Here is a 15664-nt window from a genome sequence, read left to right on the forward strand (position 1 = left end):
ATCGTCTGATAGTTATTGGCCGCACGCCGAAGGACCGCCCATGGCCACCACCCTCGCCCCGACCCCATCCTCCGACCTCAGCGGCGACAGCGCCGACCTCGCCACATTCGGGTATCAGCCCGTCCTGCATCGCAAGCTCGGCCGCTACGCCTCGTTCGCGGCGGGCTTCTCGTTCGTCTCCATCCTCACCACGATCTTCCAGTTCTTCGGCTTCGGCTATTCGTTCGGCGGAGCCGCCTTCTTCTGGACCTGGCCGATCGTGTTCGCCGGACAGTTCCTGGTGGCGCTGAACTTCGCCGAACTCGCCGCGCGCTATCCGATCTCGGGCTGCATTTATCAGTGGTCCCGGCGGCTCGGCGGCGAGCTCGTCGGCTGGTTCGCGGGCTGGATGATGATCATCGCGCAGATCGTCACGGCCGCCGCGGCGGCGATCGCGCTACAGGTGGTGCTGCCCTCGATCTGGAGCGGATTCCAGCTCGTCGGCACCGACACCGCGCTCACCTCGCCGTCCGGCGCGACCAACGCCGTGCTGCTCGGCAGCATTCTGCTGGTGCTCACCACGGTGATCAACGTGATCGGCATCGACCTGATGGCACGGATCAACTCGATCGGCGTCACCGTCGAGATCATCGGCGTCCTCGCGATCATCGCGCTGTTCTTCACCACCACCGAGCGCGGTCCCGGCGTGGTGCTGCACACCGACCAGGCCGCGCCCGGTCCCTACTGGGCCGCGTTCTTGGTCTCGGGGTTGATGGCCGCGTATGTGATGGTCGGATTCGATTCCGCCGGTGAGCTTTCCGAGGAGACGAAGAACCCGCGCCGCGTCGCACCGCGCACCATTCTCACCGCGCTGTCGGTCTCGGCGCTGGGCGGCGGCCTCATGTTGCTCGGTGCGCTGATGGCAGCGCCGAGCCTGTCCGATGGCGCACTGGCCGCCGACGGCCTGGCCTACGTGCTCACCGCCAAGCTGGACAGCCCGGCGGGCAAGGTGCTGCTGGGCTGCGTCGCGGTCGCGATCACCGTGTGCACGTTGGCGATTCAGACCGCGGGTTCGCGGTTGATGTTCTCCATGGCGCGGGACGGGAAACTGCCGTTCGCACGCAGGCTCGCCGCGGTGCACCCGCGCTACGGCACCCCCGTGCTGCCCGCCGTCGTGATCGGCGCGCTCGGCATCGGCCTGCTGCTGCTCAACGTCGGCAACGCCGCCGTTTTCGCGACCCTGGCCAGCGTCTGCATCGTCACGCTGTACCTGGCGTACCTGCTGGTGACGGTGCCGCTGCTGGTCCGGCGGTTCGCCGGGCTGCCCGACCCGGGCACCGACGCGCGGCTGTTCAGCCTGGGCCGCTTCGGCATTCCGGTCAACGCACTCGCCGTGGTCTGGGGCATCGCCATGGTGGTGAACCTCGCCTGGCCGCGCGCGGAGGTCTACACGCCGAATGGCGGCGGCTGGTGGATGCTCTGGGCCGGACCGCTTTTCGTGCTGCTTGTGCTCGGTGTCGGCGTGCTGGCGCATCGCCTCGTGGTCGGCGGACCGCGTCGCGCCGAAAGCCTGGAACCGGCACCGCAACCCGCCTGATCGCCCCGGTGCGGCGGTGGACCAAAGGACACCGCCGCACCTAGCCCTCAGTCATGCGGCTCCGGTGAGGCACCGCAGCACGAATTCGTCAGTGCCCGACCATCCCGCGACTCGTGGGACTCCGGTCGAACGCCCACGAATGCGATCCCTCGAGGACAGCAGCCGCAAGTGGTCGAGAGCACGGACGGAATATGCCTCTCGATGACCTGTCACCCCGCCGGGCGCGCGTCTGCCTCGACGCGAGATCGCATCCAGCACAAACAGCGCACGAAAGGAAACACCGTGACAAGCACCGCCGACACATCCGGCGCACGGGCGCACGCACGATCGCAAGCCGCGGCGGCGACCATCGCGGGCCCCGATCTGCCCGCCACGATCGCACCATCGAGAATCACCTTTGCCCACCGTATTCCGGCGGGTAGCTACGCGAACGTCGCGCTCGGCCGCGGCACCCGCATTCGCCTGTCCGACCCGGCGGGCGCGGCCTGCGCGCACCTGCTGCTGGTGCGCACCGACGCGCCGTGGGAGCGCCTGAACGTCGCCGACACGGTCAAGGTGCCGTGGCAGGCGTACCTGGGCGACGGCCACCCGCTGCTGTCGGATCAGGGACGCGTCCTGGCGACCGTGCTCGCCGACACGTCCGGCCACCACGACACGCTCTGCGGCCCCACCGCCCAGGCCCGCGCCCAACTGCGGCTGGCAGGCGCCAAACACGGACTCGAACCACGCGACATCGGGCCGACGGTCTCGTTCTTCCGTGGTGTCCGGGTGCGGCCGGACGGAACACTCACCGCCACCGGCAGCGCCGCACCCGGTGCTTCGGTGGATCTGCTGGTGCACCTCCCGGTCACCGTGCTCGTCGCCAACGCCGCGCACCCGCTGGACGAGCGGCCCGCGACGGATCTCGACGTCGTGGCGTGGGCCGCCCCGGAAGACCTCGCCGCGACCGTCAACGAGGACCCGGAATACCGACGGGCCGTGCACAACACCGAACAGGCATGGACGGCCGCACTGACTCTGGAGGCAACCGCATGACCACGGCTCGCACCGTCGTGCTCGACGAGACCGTCCCCGCCCGCTCCCCGTGGTCCACCGTGGTCCGCGCGGGCGACCATTGGGAGATCATCGATCTGCACGGCAACCAGGCGGTGGACTGCCTGCTGTACTCGGCGGCCGACCACACCGAGCGCTATAGCGCGCAGGCCACGGTCGCCGCGCAGCGCACCATCTTCCTCACCACCGGCAGCGTGCTGCGCACCGACGCGGGAACCGCGCTGATGACCGTCGTGGCCGACGAGGTCGGCAATCACGACACCATCGCGGGCGCCTGCTCACAGGAGTCCAACACGCTGCGCTACGGCCACCACACCCGCCACCAGCACGCCTGTGTGGAGAACTTCCTCGCCGAAGGGTTGCGCTGGGGACTCGGCAAAAGAGACCTGGTGTCGAACATCAACTGGTTCATGAACGTCCCGGTCGAGGCGGACGGCACATTGGGGATCGTGGACGGCCTGTCCGCGCCGGGCAAGCGGGTCACGCTGCGCGCCGAGATCGACACGCTGGTGCTGGTCTCCAATTGCCCGCAGATCAACAACCCGTGCAATGGCTTCGATCCGACCCCGGTGCGCATGGTGGTGTCGCGATGACCGTCGCCCACCTCGCGGTGGGGAGCGAATCGCTTCCCACCGAAACGGAGTCGACGGTGGAGGTCGTTCGTCCCGGGATGCTGACCACCGTGCAGGACTGGCCCGGACGGGTCGGTTACTGGCATGTCGGCGTCCCGCCGTCGGGACCGATGGACGACCTGTCGTTCCGGCTGGGCAATCGAGCGCTCGGCAACGACGAGGGCGCAGCCGGTCTGGAATGCACCCTGGACGGTCCGGCGCTCCGGTTCACCGCGGCGACCTGGGTGTGCGTCACCGGCGCTCCGACCGAGGTAACCGTGGACGGCATCCGTGCGCCGCAGTGGCGCACGGTACGGGTGCCCGCGGGCGGCATGCTGGACGTGGGGGCCGTGCGCGGGCCGGGCATGCGCTGCTACGTGCTGATCGCGGGCGGCATCGACCTGCCCGAATACCTCGGCAGCGCGGCGACGTTCACGCTCGGCCGGTTCGGCGGCAGTACCGGCGCGGCGCTACGCGCCGGTGAAGCGCTTCCGCTGGGCCCGCACCACGGCCGGGTCGCCGCGGCCGTCCCGATGGACGAACAGCCCGTGCTGACTCGGAGCTGGGAACTCGCGGTCACCGAAGGGCCGCACGGCGCACCGGAATTCTTCACCCGCGCCGACTTCGCCACCGTGGTCGGAACCGATTACGAGGTGCACTTCAATTCCGATCGCACCGGCGTCCGGCTGATCGGCCCGAAGCCGGAATGGGCTCGCACGGATGGCGGCGAAGCGGGGCTGCACCCGTCCAATATCCACGACACGCCGTATTCGGTGGGCGCGCTGGATTTCACCGGCGACACCCCCATCCTGCTCGGCCCCGACGGGCCGAGCCTGGGCGGTTTCGTCTGCCCGGTCACCGTCGTCGCGGCCGACCGCTGGAAGCTCGGCCAGCTGTCCCCCGGCGACACCGTGCGTTTCGTGCTCGTCCGCGGCGACCGCGCCGCCTCGATCCGGGAATTGGGGACCGCACGCCGGGCCGTGTGGCCGACCGTGCTGTCGGCGGGCGGCGACGCTGACGACGGCGTGCTGCGCCGCGCCGACGTGGATGACGAGACCGCCGTGACCTACCGCCGCGCGGGCGACGACGGGGTGCTCGTCGAATACGGCGCCATGACCTTGGATCTGGGCCTGCGAGCCCGCGTGCACGCCCTGCACCAGCATTTGCTGGCGGCTCGCGTGCGCGGGGTGACCGAACTGACGCCCGGCATCCGCTCGTTGCAGATCCGGGTCGATCCGCACGTCCTGCCGGTGCCCGCGCTGCTCGACCTGCTCGCCGAGGCCGAGGCGCTGCTTCCCGCTTCCGACCAGCTCGTGGTGCCGAGCCGCGTCGTCCACCTGCCGCTGTCCTGGGACGACCCGTCCACGCGCGAGGCGATCACCCGCTACATGCACGGCGTTCGCGCCGACGCGCCGTGGTGTCCGTGGAACATCGAGTTCATTCGTCGCATGAACGGTTTGGACACCGTCTCCGATGTCTACGACACCGTATTCGGGGCCGAGTACCTGGTGCTCGGACTCGGCGACGTCTACCTCGGCGCGCCGGTCGCCACCCCCACCGACCCCCGCCACCGGCTGGTCACCACGAAGTACAACCCGGCCCGCACCTGGACCCCGGAGAACGCGGTCGGCATCGGCGGCGCCTACCTGTGCGTGTACGGCATGGAAGGACCGGGCGGCTACCAGTTCGTCGGGCGCACCACCCAGGTGTGGAATCACCGCGCCGCGCCGCCCGCGCTGCCGCCAGGTGCCGATCGGGCCGCCTCCGGAACCGAAACACCCTGGTTGCTGCGATATTTCGACCGCATCCGCTGGTACCAGGTCGAGGCGGAAGAACTCCTCGACCTGCGCGCCGACTTCGCCGCGGGCAACGTCCGGGTCCGGGCCGAGGACGGGGAATTCCGCCTGGCGGACTACCGGAAGTTCCTCGCCGACAACGCTGAATCCATCGGACTCTTCCGCGCGCGGCAAGCGGAAGCCTTTACCGCCGAACGCAACTCCTGGCGATCGGCGGGCGAGCTCACCGTCTAGTTGACTGCTGGCCCTCGGACATGGCGCTCCCGTCCAAGGGAGCCATGCCCGAGACTGTGGTCCACCTTGCAGGAGTTGAACTTCCCGCTCGCACCGTCCGAGTACGCCTCCGCCGCACGCGAATTCCTGCCTCGTATCCCGGCTGCCCAGTATCCCCACATGAGCGCGCTGGCCCAGTTGGTGATCGATCGGAAGCACACCGGAATCGCCGATTTCTCGTTCCGTCTCGAGCTCGTTCTCGACGGCTTGGAACGGTTGCTCGCCGAATCCGCGGACTGACGATCAACTCACACCGAAGGTGGCCTCCGGATTGGACGCGTCACGAACGATCCGCAGCGCCTCGACCAACGCCTCCAGCTGCGCGGGCGACAGCAACCCGACGAACCAGCGGTCTATGGCGGCGAGATAGTCCGGTAGCACCTGCGCGAGCCGTGCCGCGCCCGCCTCGGTGAGCACCGCGTAGGCGCTGCGCCGATCCTCCGGATCGAGCTCGCGTTCGACCAGACCGGCGTTGGCCAGCCGATCGACCAATCGGGTGACACCGCTGGTGGACAGCGAGGTCTGCACCGCCAGCGCCGACATGCGCAGCCGTCGCCCCGGCGAACGACTCAACCGCGTAAGCGCGTTCAAGTCCAGACCGGACAACCCGTGTGCTTTCCAGACCGGTTCCAGCTTGGCCACCACACCGGCGTGCGCCTCGAACAGCAGGCCCATGGTGGTCAGGCGTGGATCCTCGAACAGGTCGGTGGCGTCCATACCGGGCAGAGTACCCGGGATGCTTGCCACGCGGATAGTTGACAAGAGGAATAAATCGCAGTAGAAATTTGCCTACGCAATATTCCTCACGTCAATTAATGGAGGTCACCATGTCGCAGAACGCCTGGATCGCCGGATTCCGCTCCGGCGTGATCAATCCGGACGAGCAGATCAAACTCGCGGAGTCGCGCGCGTTCACCGACCAGACCGTGCGGCAAGTGCTGCGCTTGGCGGGCGGCGGCACGCAGCTGCGGATCACGCTCACCAACCGCTATGGGAAGACTCCGCTGGTCGTCGACGCGGCCCGGGTGGCGATACACAAGACGGGCAGCGAGATCGTCGCCGAGACCGACACGGCGCTGCGCTTCGACGGCGCCGAGCGGGTGGTCGTCCCGACGGGTGGCGAGGCCGTCAGCGATCCGGTCGAGTTCACCGCGTCGGCGGGCACGGACCTGGCGTTGAGCCTGTACCTGCCCGGCCCCACCGGTCTCGCGACCTTCTCCCAGCAGCCCGGCGAAATCGCCTACGTCGCCGCCGGAAACGTCGTATCGGACGCCGCGCTCTCCGCCGAGGAGGAGGTCTCGACGCGGTTCTACGTCGCCGGTGTCGACGTGCTCGCGTCAGCGGCAACGCCGGTGGCCGTCGCGTTCGGCGACTCCTGGTTCGAAGGCTTCGGCACCACGATCGGCGCCAACCACCGCTCGGTGGACTACCTCAACGCGCGGCTGGACCACGGCTGGGCGGTCAACCAGGGCATCTCCGGAAATCGGCTGCTGACCCCGGAGATCGGCGAGCCCGGCCTGGAGCGCTTCGACCGCGACGCCCTCACCGTGCCCGGCGTGACGAGCGTCCTGGTGAACTTCGGCATCAACGACCTGATTCTCGGCGGCATGGCGGGCCAGCCGCCCGCGACCGCCGACGAACTGATCGCGGGCTTCTCCGCCCTCGCGCACCGCGCCCACGCGGCCGGACTCCCCATTCACGCCGCGACGATCGGACCTTATGCCGGGTGCATCTACGAGGGTGTGACCATCGCCGAGACGCTGCCCACTCGCCGCCGCGTGAACGAATGGCTGCGCGGTACCGACATTTTCGACTCGGTATTCGACGTGGCGCGGGCAGTCGAAGACCCGGAGCGACCCGATTTCATCCGGCCCGAATTCGACAGCGGTGACGGCATGCACCTCAATGACGCGGGCGCCCGCGCGATGGCCGAGACCATCGATATTGCAGCACTTTTCGGTTGATACCAGAGCTCGGTACGCGCCGCTGCGACCTATCGTCCACTAAGAACTCAGTTCAGAATGAGTAGGCGCGTCGGTTCGGTGTGCCGTGCAAGGTGTTTGAGGCTGTTGCTGTGGCTGATGAAGTGGTGACTGATGCGTTGTGGACGAGGCTGGAGCCATTGATTCCGGTGCGGCAGCGGCGGTTTCGCTATCCCGGCCGTCGGCGGAGCGGCGACCGAGCGGCGTTGGAAGGCATCCTGTTCGTTGCCCGCACCGGCATCGGCTGGAACCAGTTGCCGACCGGACTGTTGGGAGCCTCCGGCGCGACCTGCTGGCGGCGGCTGGCCGAATGGCACCAAGCGGGCGTGTGGCAGCGGCTGCATGAACAGCTGCTGAGCGAACTGCGTGCCACTGGGTAGCTGGAGCTGTCGAACGCGCTTGTCGACTCCTCGCACCTGCGGGCTCTCAAAGGGGGGATCACACCGACCCCAGCCCGGTCGACCGCGGCAAGCCCGGCTCGCCCGCCGCACTCCGCCCACGGTTCCGGACTCGGCACGGTCCGCTGGCCGGTGGAACGGACCTCCGCGTGGCTACACGCGTTCAAACGCCTCAGGACCCGCTACGAACGCCGCGCCGACATCCACCACGCCCCACTCAGCCTTGCCTGCTCGGTCATCTGCCTCCGCAAACTCATTCTGAACTGAGTTCTTAGACCGGTCCTAACAGGTTGACCTTGCGCCAGCGGGATGGGGCGGCCTCGATCAGCTTGTAGGCCATGGCGATTCCGGCCGCGCGGGAGCCTGGTCCCTTGGTGACTTTCGTGCGCAGCCGGAGGGTGGCGAAAAATGCATTGATCCACAGAACAACACGTTGATACTTTACGGCTTCTGTGCCACCAGCAGCGCTGTTCCCGCGTCTCGGGGAATACTTCCCGCACCGCCTTCCAGAACCCCAGCGCCCCATCACCGACCGCGAGCACCGGCGCGCGCATGCCGCGGCGGCGGCAATCGCGCAGCAGATCCGCCCACGACTCGTGCGATTCGCGGAACCCGTCGCTGATAGCGACAAGTTCCTTGCGGCCGTCGGTCCGCACGCCGATCATCACCAGCAGGCACAGTTTCTCCTGCTCCAGACGCACCGTGGTGTGGATGCCGTCGACCCACAAACACACGTAATCGGTGCCCGAGAGGTCCCGGCCGGCGAACGCGCGGGCCTCGTCGGTCCACTGGCCGGTCAACCGGGTGATCGACGCCGCCGAGAGCCCGGCACCGAAGCCAAGGAACTGCTCCAATGCCGGGCCGAAGTCCCCGGTGGATAGCCCGTGCAGATACAGCAGCGGCAGCACCTTGGTGACCTGCGGCGACTTCCGCGCCCAAGCGGGCAGGATCGCCGAGGAAAACCGCTACCGCTCACCGGTTACCGGATCCACACGCTTGTCGTTCACCCGGGGCGCTTTCACCCGCACCGCGCCCGCCGCGGTGAGGACTTCCCGCTCGGCGTGGTAGCCGTTGCGGACCACCAGACGGTGGCCGTTCTCGTCGAGCTGGTCGGCGAACTGGGCGACATAGGCGGCGACCTCGCCCTTCTACGCGGCGGCCAGCATCTGCCGGGCACCGTCGCGGACGATCTCATCAAGCAACGACCGGGTCGACCCGGCCTCCTCGTCGGCGACGGAGATGCTCTGAACTGCCGTGAACACGGACGTACCTTCCCGACCGGCGTTGGCGCGCCGGCATGATCAAGAATTCGGACTGATAGATCATCCGGGAAGGTGCGTCCTTCCCGTCATCCACAGGTCCTGATCATTGCTCGCGATCACCGCGTCGAGGTCGTTGTCCGGGTCAGCGGCGTTGTTGTACACGGCGGCGCCGTTGAGCAGCACCACACCATCACCCCGCTGCGCTGGCACTCGCCCCCCAGCTGAACCCAACCGGCGAAGCCGGCAGACCATGGCCGCTTGACAGAGAAGCGAAGGACACTCCCCCGGCATAGGCCATCCTGAGCTCTGAGCAAACGTAAGAATGGTGAAACTCTGGCATGAAGGTCAGAAAGTGTTTGAATTTTCAACTAGATTCCTCTAGGATAAGAATCATCCTGCTCTACTAAGGACAACAACTCCGAGTTCGTACATCGCCCGCCCGAGACGGCATGAGAGGAACAGTTGGTATGCGCGGATGCCCCGTGCCAGAAAAGTACAACTAGTCGCGACAACCGTCGATACGGATCGCGATCCATGGCTCGAGTCCACAACACACGTTTGCGATAGATACTCGACAGACAGAGCGATGTGCACCTGGCTGGTGGCGCAGCCGTGCAGCGTCGGCCGCTCGCAAGCTGACCTCGATGGCCTCCTTGGCCAGGGCCAGCTCGGGGCCGGGGTGCCCGCGGCCGTTCACCGACCCTCCGGATCTCATCGGGCCCCTTCCGGCTTTCTCCTGGTGATCGGCTTGGGCACCATCCGTGTCAGGCAGTTAACGAAATGGCGCGCTACGGTGTTTCATCACCTTGCCGGACATAGAGCAATAAGACAAGGAGAAAGCCGCTGTGTCGTGCCAGACCGACTCCGCAACCGAATATCGGCTGCTGGTTGTCGACGACGACCGCAATGTGCGTGATTCGCTGCAACGCGCCCTGGAGCTGTCCGGATTTGCAGTGGTCACCGCTTCCGACGGAGTGCAGGCGATCCGGTCGTGTGCCGAATACGAGCCCGACGCGGTCGTACTCGATATCGAGATTCCGCGCGTCAACGGCATGGGCGTGATCGCGGCACTGCGCGCCGCGGACAATGATGTCCCTATCTGCGTACTCAGCGCCCACAACACCCCCAACGACCGCATCGTGGGGCTAGAGGCCGGGGCCGATGACTATCTGATCAAGCCGTTCGTCTTCGGCGAACTCACCGCCCGGCTCCGCGCCCTGCTCCGCCGCCGCGCCGACCGGCCCAATGCGGACCGCGTCAAGTCGATCACCATCGGCTCTCTCCATATCGACCTTGTCGGCTGGCGCGTATATCTCGCGGGCCGCGAAATAAGGCTGACTCGCCGTGAACACGAATTGCTGACCGCGCTGGCCACCCACCACGGCGTCGTGCAGTCTCGTGAGCAACTGCTCGACGCCGTGTGGGGCTACAGCTTCGTCACCGACACGAACGTGGTCGACGTTTTCGTCAGCTACCTGCGCCGCAAACTCGAGACCGAGGGTGGACCACGCATCATCCACACTGTCCGCGGCATCGGATACGTGCTACGCGCCGATTGAGCCACTCACCATGCGCATGCTGTCCCTCCGCACTCGCGTCGCGCTGGCCACCGCTCTCGGCGCGGTTATCACCGTCACCGCGCTGGCCGGTTTTCTCTCGGTAGCGGTCGCGCGCTCCAATGTGCGCCAACTCGACGGGCAACTCGATACTGCTGCCCGGCTTCTCGAACTCAACGCCGACACGGCCCGGCAATTCCTCGGCCACGTCGACGACGCCGGGGCGGCCGCCGTCACCATCCGCGAGAACGGCATCGTCACCTCTTCCACCACACGACTGCCCGAGCTGCCCGACGGCTACGCATTGATAGATATCGACGGCGCAAGGTACCGCGTCAAAACCGTCACCGTCCCCAGGGAAGGACACTCGGTTTCGATCTCTGTGGCCCTGCCTATCAAACGCGCCCAAGCCGTCACCCGCAGGCAGCAACGCCGCGTACTCGTCACCGGCGCGGTGGCGGTTCTCATCGCCAGCAGCCTCGGCTGGTACCTGGGTGGGCGTGCCGTGCTCCCCCTCGTCGATCTCACCCACCGGATCAGTCAAGGGGCACCGACACCTGACCTCACGGGCACGGACAACACGGTCCGCGAAGCGAGCGAACTGTCCGCTGCCATTGCCCACCTGCTCACATGCATCACCGATGCACAGGGCCGAACACACGATGCCCTGGAGACTGCCCGGACCTTCGCCGCCACCGCCGGCCACGAACTGCGTGGCCCGCTCACCGCGATGCGCACCGATCTCGAAGTCATGCGCGGCCTCGACCTGCCACGCGAACAGCGCACGCACATCATCGACGATATCCTCCGCAAGCAATCCGGCATCGAATCCACCCTCACCGCACTCGAACAACTGGCCTCCGGTGAACTCGATCGCCACAATGGCAACCGCATCACGGTCGATCTTGTCGACATCGCCGACGAGGCCGCCCGCGACGCCCGCCGCCACCACCCCGACCTCGTGATCGACGTCTGCAGCGAACCACCACTGCCTTTCACCTGCCTGCCCTCCGGTATCCGGCTCGCCCTCGACAACGCCATCACCAATGCCGTCAGACACGGTCGCGCCACCACCGTCCACCTCACCGCCCGCCGCAACTCGGACCGAGTGACCATCATCATCGACGACAACGGAGTCGGAATCCCCGACGACGAACGCGACGCGGTATTCGCACGCTTCTACCGCGGCAGCAACGCCGAACACGACGGCTCCGGACTGGGGCTGGCCCTCATCGCCCAGCAAGCCGAACTCCACCATGGTCACACCCATTTCACCGATAGCCCACTCGGCGGCGCCAGACTGGTCATGGACATCACCGACCGACACATCGGACCGACCGGCAAATTCGTTGAAGATCCGGCGCAATGACGGTCCCGGTCGGTGGGTCGGCTGCCGAGTTTTCCCACGGGGCCGGTTCGCCGACAAGACCATCCCCCGACTCGTAGCGGTGGGTGCGATGCGGCCCTGAGCTACTACTTCGTAGCCAGCTGGCGTCGCCGCTGCGATAGGCGACGAATCAAGCCGGACTCATTGCCCCACCACCGAACTCGGATCCGATGAGGTCGCACGATCGACGGACCGCGTTCGCGGAGTCATCCGAATCAGGTGATACTTCGAGCAAACGAATGCCGCGCCGGGTCGACTGCGGCGATCGGTCGATACCGAACGGCAACGTCGATGAAGGCACGGACGGTGTCGGTCTCGAACTCGCTATGCCAGATGGGAACTAGGACACACGGCGGCAGATCCGACACCGGAACCAAGGTCAAGCCAGCGTATGGATGGCAGCTCAGCAGAGTCGCAACCGTAAAATATGGGACGCAGGAGCGCTGGACCACGGTCATTACGTCCAGGACACTCGTCGGACCATGCCCGAACACCGCCATTGGATCGGACTCGATGCGGCGCAATTGTCGTCCCGACGGGGCATACGATGGTGTCCACACCATAGCGAAATCATCGGGCGCGTCCGCATGCACGTCCAGAATCTCATAATCGGCGAGCTGCTCGACACTCACCTCGGTGCGAGCGGCCAGCGGATGATCGCCGGACACCAGCACTGCTCGGGGGACAGTCGCCAGCACCGGACCGGCAACCCGGCCCTCTCCGGTCACAGCCTGTTCGTCGCCGCCGGGAGACCAGACCAGCAGGACATCGATAGCGCGTTGACGCAATGGCTCGAATCCTGTGCTGGTGAACTGCGCGACTGTGACTACGTGAACACCAGGGTGTCGGGATTGACATCCGGTCGCCAATGCCGTGGCCAGTGGTCCCTCGACGGCGGCGGCGTAGCCGACCCGCAACACGCCATTGTGCCGGTCCGCCGAGGCCCGGGCCCGTGCGACGGCACTGCGCAACTGATGCAGCCCACGAGCCGCATCGACACGAAACTGCTCGCCCAGCGAGGTCAGCTGAACGTGGCGGGAGCTTCGGGTGAACAGCAATCCACCGAGCTCCTTTTCCAGCGCATGCACCGTCTGACTTACCCGACCGGTGCTCAAGTACAGTCGCCGGGCCGCCCGGCGGAAGTGCAGTTCCTCTGCCACGGCCAGGAATACCTCGATATCCCGCATTTCCATGTGCTTTTCGTACCGTTCCATCGTCGTATCGGCGGCGTGGACCACGACCGGCCGACACCGGTCGGAGACGCGGAAGCGGCGGCCGATCACCGCCTTGATCGGACGAGGTCCATCGCTGGTCCGCCCGCCGTGTGCGGGCGAGTTCGTCTGGCAGACAATGGCGTTCACCCGTATCACCGATTGCCAGCGATGGATTGCCGCCGCCAGCTCGTTACCGGAGTTCGTGAAACGCAAATGCCTGCCCGACATTCGCCCAGTGCAAGCAAAACCTGCTACTTACGCTCTCATTACCGGTCCAGCCACACCAGCACCGCCCACGTCCAGGCCGCAGCGCCCGCGAACGTCGACACCGCAGCCGTTGTGTGTGAGCGACATTCGAACGGCGAATGTTCATCGATAACTCCCGCATTACGTTGCCAGCAGCCGGAACACCCATGAGAGTGCGCCACTGCGTCAACGTTAATTCGACTCGGACACATCCGAAGTTGTACGAGAAGGATTTCTCACCGGTTCCTCATCTTTCTCAGATGGTCCCGGGTTCGAGTTCGATCTCGTGCGCCGTGAAATCGTCACGGGTTCACTGCGGTTCGGCCGGCGGCCGGTCTGCTCGTCGCTTTCGCGACAAACCTGCGTGCCAACGGTCGGTTCGCTATCGTGGTCCGGTGAGCATCGGCGCCGCTCGACACGGCAGATTTTGCGAAAGCCGCGCCGGGATCATCGCCGCCAAAACTGAATCCGTTCGAAAGAGGTACCGCCAATGCGCTTCGGCATCGTTCTGTTCAGCGACGACCGGGGTATCACGCCCGCCGCGGCGACCGAAGCCGTTGAAGAGCGGAATTTCGACTCGTTCTTCGTTCCGGAGCATACTGGTCCGTCCCCCGTGAATGAGGCCGCTTGGCATTAGACTCCTGTTGGCCCTGATCAAGGGCTGGAAGGGACTGTGGGAGACGGCTGGACGGAAGCGGCACTCCGCGGAGGAGATCATGCGGAAGCTGCGCCGGGCAGACGAGCTGGCCGCGGAGGGCCGCTCGGGTGGCTCTGGCGCAGAATCCGTGAAATGTGTTGATGCTCGGGTGATGTGGGTGTCGGCGATTTCGGTGGCCGGGGTGTCGGTGAGTTTCGCCCAGGTGGTGATGGTGCCGGTGAGCGCGAGCGCGACGCCGTAGAGCACGTGCAGGCCGCCCTGGCTGGCGATGACGGCGTCTTGTTTGGCGAAGGCACGGTGTTTTCGGGCCAGGGCGAGCAAGTCGGTGGCGGCGCGTTCGCCGATCCAATGCCCGCGGGGCAGGCGCACGGCGGCGGCCAGTCCTTTCGGTGCGTGGAGGTTGCGGCCGGAGAGCCAGTCGTCGAGCAGGCCGGTGCCGACGCCGATGCTGCCGGAGACGGTGGCGGCGTCCCGGCTGGTGGCGGTGGGTGGTATCGCGTCGAGTAACTCGGTCGCTGCCGGATCGTCGCCGTTGATCAGGGCGAAGATGACCCCGCGCAGGGTGGTGAGGGTGTTGTCACGGGCGGCGCCGACCGGGGTGGATTGGATCATGTTGTGCCGTTCGACCGCGCGGGCGAACGCTGCGTTCAACGTCTCCAGGTCCGGGATGTCGATGTTGTCGACGTCGATGCCTTCCTCGGCCAGGAACGGCGCGAGCTCGCGCATCATCTCATTCGCCATGCCTGGGGTGTGCTGTATCCGCATCGGGCCGGGTTCGGGCTCGGGTGTGCGTCGTCGCATGTTCGCCACCCGGCCCGTCCTGCCAGCCCCGCCCGGCCGGTGGAATCAGCCGGGGTGCAGGGTCCGGACGCGCAGCAGGTCGAATTTGGCACGGTCGGCCAGGCGGGCACCGGCCCGCCCCGCCAACGCCAACGCGATCCTGGTCAGCGTCGATGCCAGCTGATTCGTCCGACGCGCCCACTTCACCGTCAAACCAGCAACCTGCTCAGCGAAAGTCCTTGCCGCACCACCGGTATTCGGACAGAAGAACCGACGAACCGCAACCGAAGTACCACCGCGCTGCCCGCGATCGACACATCCGCCAGCTGCCGCCAATACCAGGAATGCACCCGTACCGAGTCGCTTCCACATCGCGGGCAGCTCCCTGATCCCGCCGCAACGGCGGCTTCGATCGTCACGACATTCCGGTCCCGCCGAACGTCTACGATGACCAGATCAACCAAGTGCCGCAACGACATTCGAGCCGCATCACCAAAACACGCACTGCAGCTTCACTCCCCCGAGCCCCGATCAGGTGGCAACACGCCGAACTGCGCCATCACAGAATTCGCGCCGGAGCCATTTCAGCGAGCGCCGTCACCTGAACATCGTGTTCGCCGCCCTCGCCGTCAGCCACTGGATCGAACATCAAACCGACTGGGGCATAAGAAAATTCGTCCAGACCGCACGCCGCTACCGCACCGTGACGATCCGCGCCGGGAACCAAACCTCAACGCCGCGGACCCTCTACCCACCGATCTCGCCGAGGCCCTCGCCAAGATCCACACGCCCTACGGGCGTGCGCACTAAATTGACCGAAGTCAGGACCGCATCGCCAGTGTGCCCCGCGCCGCCACGACCGTCAGCGACGG

14 protein-coding genes and 4 pseudogenes are annotated in these 15664 nt (G+C 66.6%); 11 read left to right on the top strand and 7 right to left on the bottom strand.

From position 1 onward, the window contains the following. The first annotated feature begins 40 nt into the window (after window positions 1-40). From ON34_RS23245 to ON34_RS23265, 5 genes are all read left to right on the top strand, one after another. Window positions 41-1576: an amino acid permease gene (locus ON34_RS23245; protein ID WP_040782972.1), complete on the top strand. Its 1536-nt coding sequence runs from the start codon at window positions 41-43 to the stop codon at window positions 1574-1576. 282 nt (window positions 1577-1858) lie between these two features. Beyond that, window positions 1859-2611: a DUF1989 domain-containing protein gene (locus tag ON34_RS23250; protein WP_040782975.1), complete on the top strand. Its 753-nt coding sequence runs from the start codon at window positions 1859-1861 to the stop codon at window positions 2609-2611. Then, window positions 2608-3222, top strand: a complete 615-nt coding sequence (locus ON34_RS23255) for an urea amidolyase associated protein UAAP2 (protein WP_040782978.1) — start codon at window positions 2608-2610, stop codon at window positions 3220-3222. Before ON34_RS23250 ends, ON34_RS23255 begins: the two co-directional genes overlap by 4 nt. A 77-nt stretch (window positions 3223-3299) precedes the next feature. After that, window positions 3300-5270: a 5-oxoprolinase/urea amidolyase family protein gene (locus ON34_RS23260; protein WP_040783043.1), complete on the top strand. Its 1971-nt coding sequence runs from the start codon at window positions 3300-3302 to the stop codon at window positions 5268-5270. A 66-nt stretch (window positions 5271-5336) separates the two neighbouring features. Continuing rightward, entirely contained in the window at window positions 5337-5549 is a 213-nt protein-coding gene (locus ON34_RS23265) for a hypothetical protein (protein WP_051023009.1), read from the top strand. Between the two features lie 3 nt (window positions 5550-5552). Here ON34_RS23265 and ON34_RS23270 read toward each other — a convergent pair whose 3' ends face one another. Further along, window positions 5553-6026, bottom strand: coding sequence for a MarR family winged helix-turn-helix transcriptional regulator (locus ON34_RS23270; protein WP_040782981.1), 474 nt, complete (start codon window positions 6024-6026; stop codon window positions 5553-5555). A 110-nt stretch (window positions 6027-6136) separates the two neighbouring features. On the opposite strand from ON34_RS23270, the gene ON34_RS23275 reads away from it, so the two are divergent. From ON34_RS23275 to ON34_RS38800, 3 genes and pseudogenes are all read left to right on the top strand, one after another. Further along, on the top strand, window positions 6137-7273 hold the full coding sequence (locus tag ON34_RS23275) for a GDSL-type esterase/lipase family protein (protein WP_040783048.1): 1137 nt from the start codon (window positions 6137-6139) through the stop codon (window positions 7271-7273). A 110-nt stretch (window positions 7274-7383) separates the two neighbouring features. Then, window positions 7384-7668, top strand: a pseudogene (locus ON34_RS38795) (IS5/IS1182 family transposase); the annotation flags it as partial. 114 nt (window positions 7669-7782) lie between these two features. Next, window positions 7783-7956 (top strand): annotated as a pseudogene (locus ON34_RS38800) (IS5/IS1182 family transposase); the annotation flags it as partial. A 22-nt stretch (window positions 7957-7978) separates the two neighbouring features. Here the strand turns inward: ON34_RS38800 and ON34_RS34890 are convergent. Next, window positions 7979-8951: pseudogene (locus ON34_RS34890) on the bottom strand (IS256 family transposase); the annotation flags it as partial. A 60-nt stretch (window positions 8952-9011) separates the two neighbouring features. Continuing rightward, window positions 9012-9161, bottom strand: a complete 150-nt coding sequence (locus tag ON34_RS36240) for a hypothetical protein (RefSeq protein ID WP_157172381.1) — start codon at window positions 9159-9161, stop codon at window positions 9012-9014. A gap of 635 nt (window positions 9162-9796) precedes the next feature. Here ON34_RS36240 and ON34_RS23290 point away from each other — a divergent pair. Continuing rightward, a complete protein-coding gene (locus ON34_RS23290) occupies window positions 9797-10510 on the top strand; it encodes a response regulator transcription factor (protein WP_040782983.1) in 714 nt (237 codons plus the stop codon). Between the two features lie 10 nt (window positions 10511-10520). After that, window positions 10521-11876, top strand: a complete 1356-nt coding sequence (locus ON34_RS23295) for a sensor histidine kinase (protein ID WP_040782986.1) — start codon at window positions 10521-10523, stop codon at window positions 11874-11876. A gap of 233 nt (window positions 11877-12109) precedes the next feature. On the opposite strand, the gene ON34_RS33765 is transcribed toward ON34_RS23295, so the two are convergent. The 4 genes from ON34_RS33765 to ON34_RS38605 form a co-directional block, all read right to left on the bottom strand. Further along, window positions 12110-13132 (bottom strand): LysR family transcriptional regulator, encoded by a 1023-nt coding sequence (locus tag ON34_RS33765; RefSeq protein WP_169333892.1) that lies wholly within the window; start codon window positions 13130-13132, stop codon window positions 12110-12112. Between the two features lie 604 nt (window positions 13133-13736). Beyond that, on the bottom strand, window positions 13737-14753 hold the full coding sequence (locus tag ON34_RS38600) for a hypothetical protein (protein ID WP_040782989.1): 1017 nt from the start codon (window positions 14751-14753) through the stop codon (window positions 13737-13739). Window positions 14754-14858: 105 nt separating this feature from the next. Continuing rightward, window positions 14859-15005 carry a hypothetical protein gene (locus tag ON34_RS36250; protein ID WP_157172382.1) on the bottom strand — a complete coding sequence of 49 codons (147 nt, stop codon included), beginning with the start codon at window positions 15003-15005 and terminating at the stop codon, window positions 14859-14861. Then, complete coding sequence (locus tag ON34_RS38605; protein ID WP_083889673.1) at window positions 15002-15271, bottom strand: transposase family protein; 270 nt, start codon at window positions 15269-15271, stop codon at window positions 15002-15004. Before ON34_RS38605 ends, ON34_RS36250 begins: the two co-directional genes overlap by 4 nt. Before the next feature lie 119 nt (window positions 15272-15390). Between ON34_RS38605 and ON34_RS36865 the strand changes: the two are divergent. Beyond that, window positions 15391-15602: pseudogene (locus ON34_RS36865) on the top strand (IS1634 family transposase); the annotation flags it as partial. Window positions 15603-15664 lie beyond the last annotated feature (62 nt).

It is taken from the genome of Nocardia pneumoniae NBRC 100136 (assembly GCF_000308755.1).
Classification (GTDB): Bacteria; Actinomycetota; Actinomycetes; order Mycobacteriales; family Mycobacteriaceae; genus Nocardia; species Nocardia pneumoniae.

Bases quoted from the DNA above. Each gene is read 5' to 3' on its own strand.
- ON34_RS23295 (WP_040782986.1), top strand. From the start codon at position 10,521: ATGCGCATGCTGTCCCTCCGCACTCGCGTCGCGCTGGCCACCGCTCTC.
- ON34_RS23255 (WP_040782978.1), top strand. From the start codon at position 2,608: ATGACCACGGCTCGCACCGTCGTGCTCGACGAGACCGTCCCCGCCCGC.
- ON34_RS23270 (WP_040782981.1), bottom strand. From the start codon at position 6,026: ATGGACGCCACCGACCTGTTCGAGGATCCACGCCTGACCACCATGGGC.
- ON34_RS38600 (WP_040782989.1), bottom strand. From the start codon at position 14,753: ATGGCGAATGAGATGATGCGCGAGCTCGCGCCGTTCCTGGCCGAGGAA.
- ON34_RS23245 (WP_040782972.1), top strand. From the start codon at position 41: ATGGCCACCACCCTCGCCCCGACCCCATCCTCCGACCTCAGCGGCGAC.
- ON34_RS38605 (WP_083889673.1), bottom strand. From the start codon at position 15,271: ATGTCGTTGCGGCACTTGGTTGATCTGGTCATCGTAGACGTTCGGCGG.
- ON34_RS23275 (WP_040783048.1), top strand. From the start codon at position 6,137: ATGTCGCAGAACGCCTGGATCGCCGGATTCCGCTCCGGCGTGATCAAT.
- ON34_RS23260 (WP_040783043.1), top strand. From the start codon at position 3,300: ATGCTGACCACCGTGCAGGACTGGCCCGGACGGGTCGGTTACTGGCAT.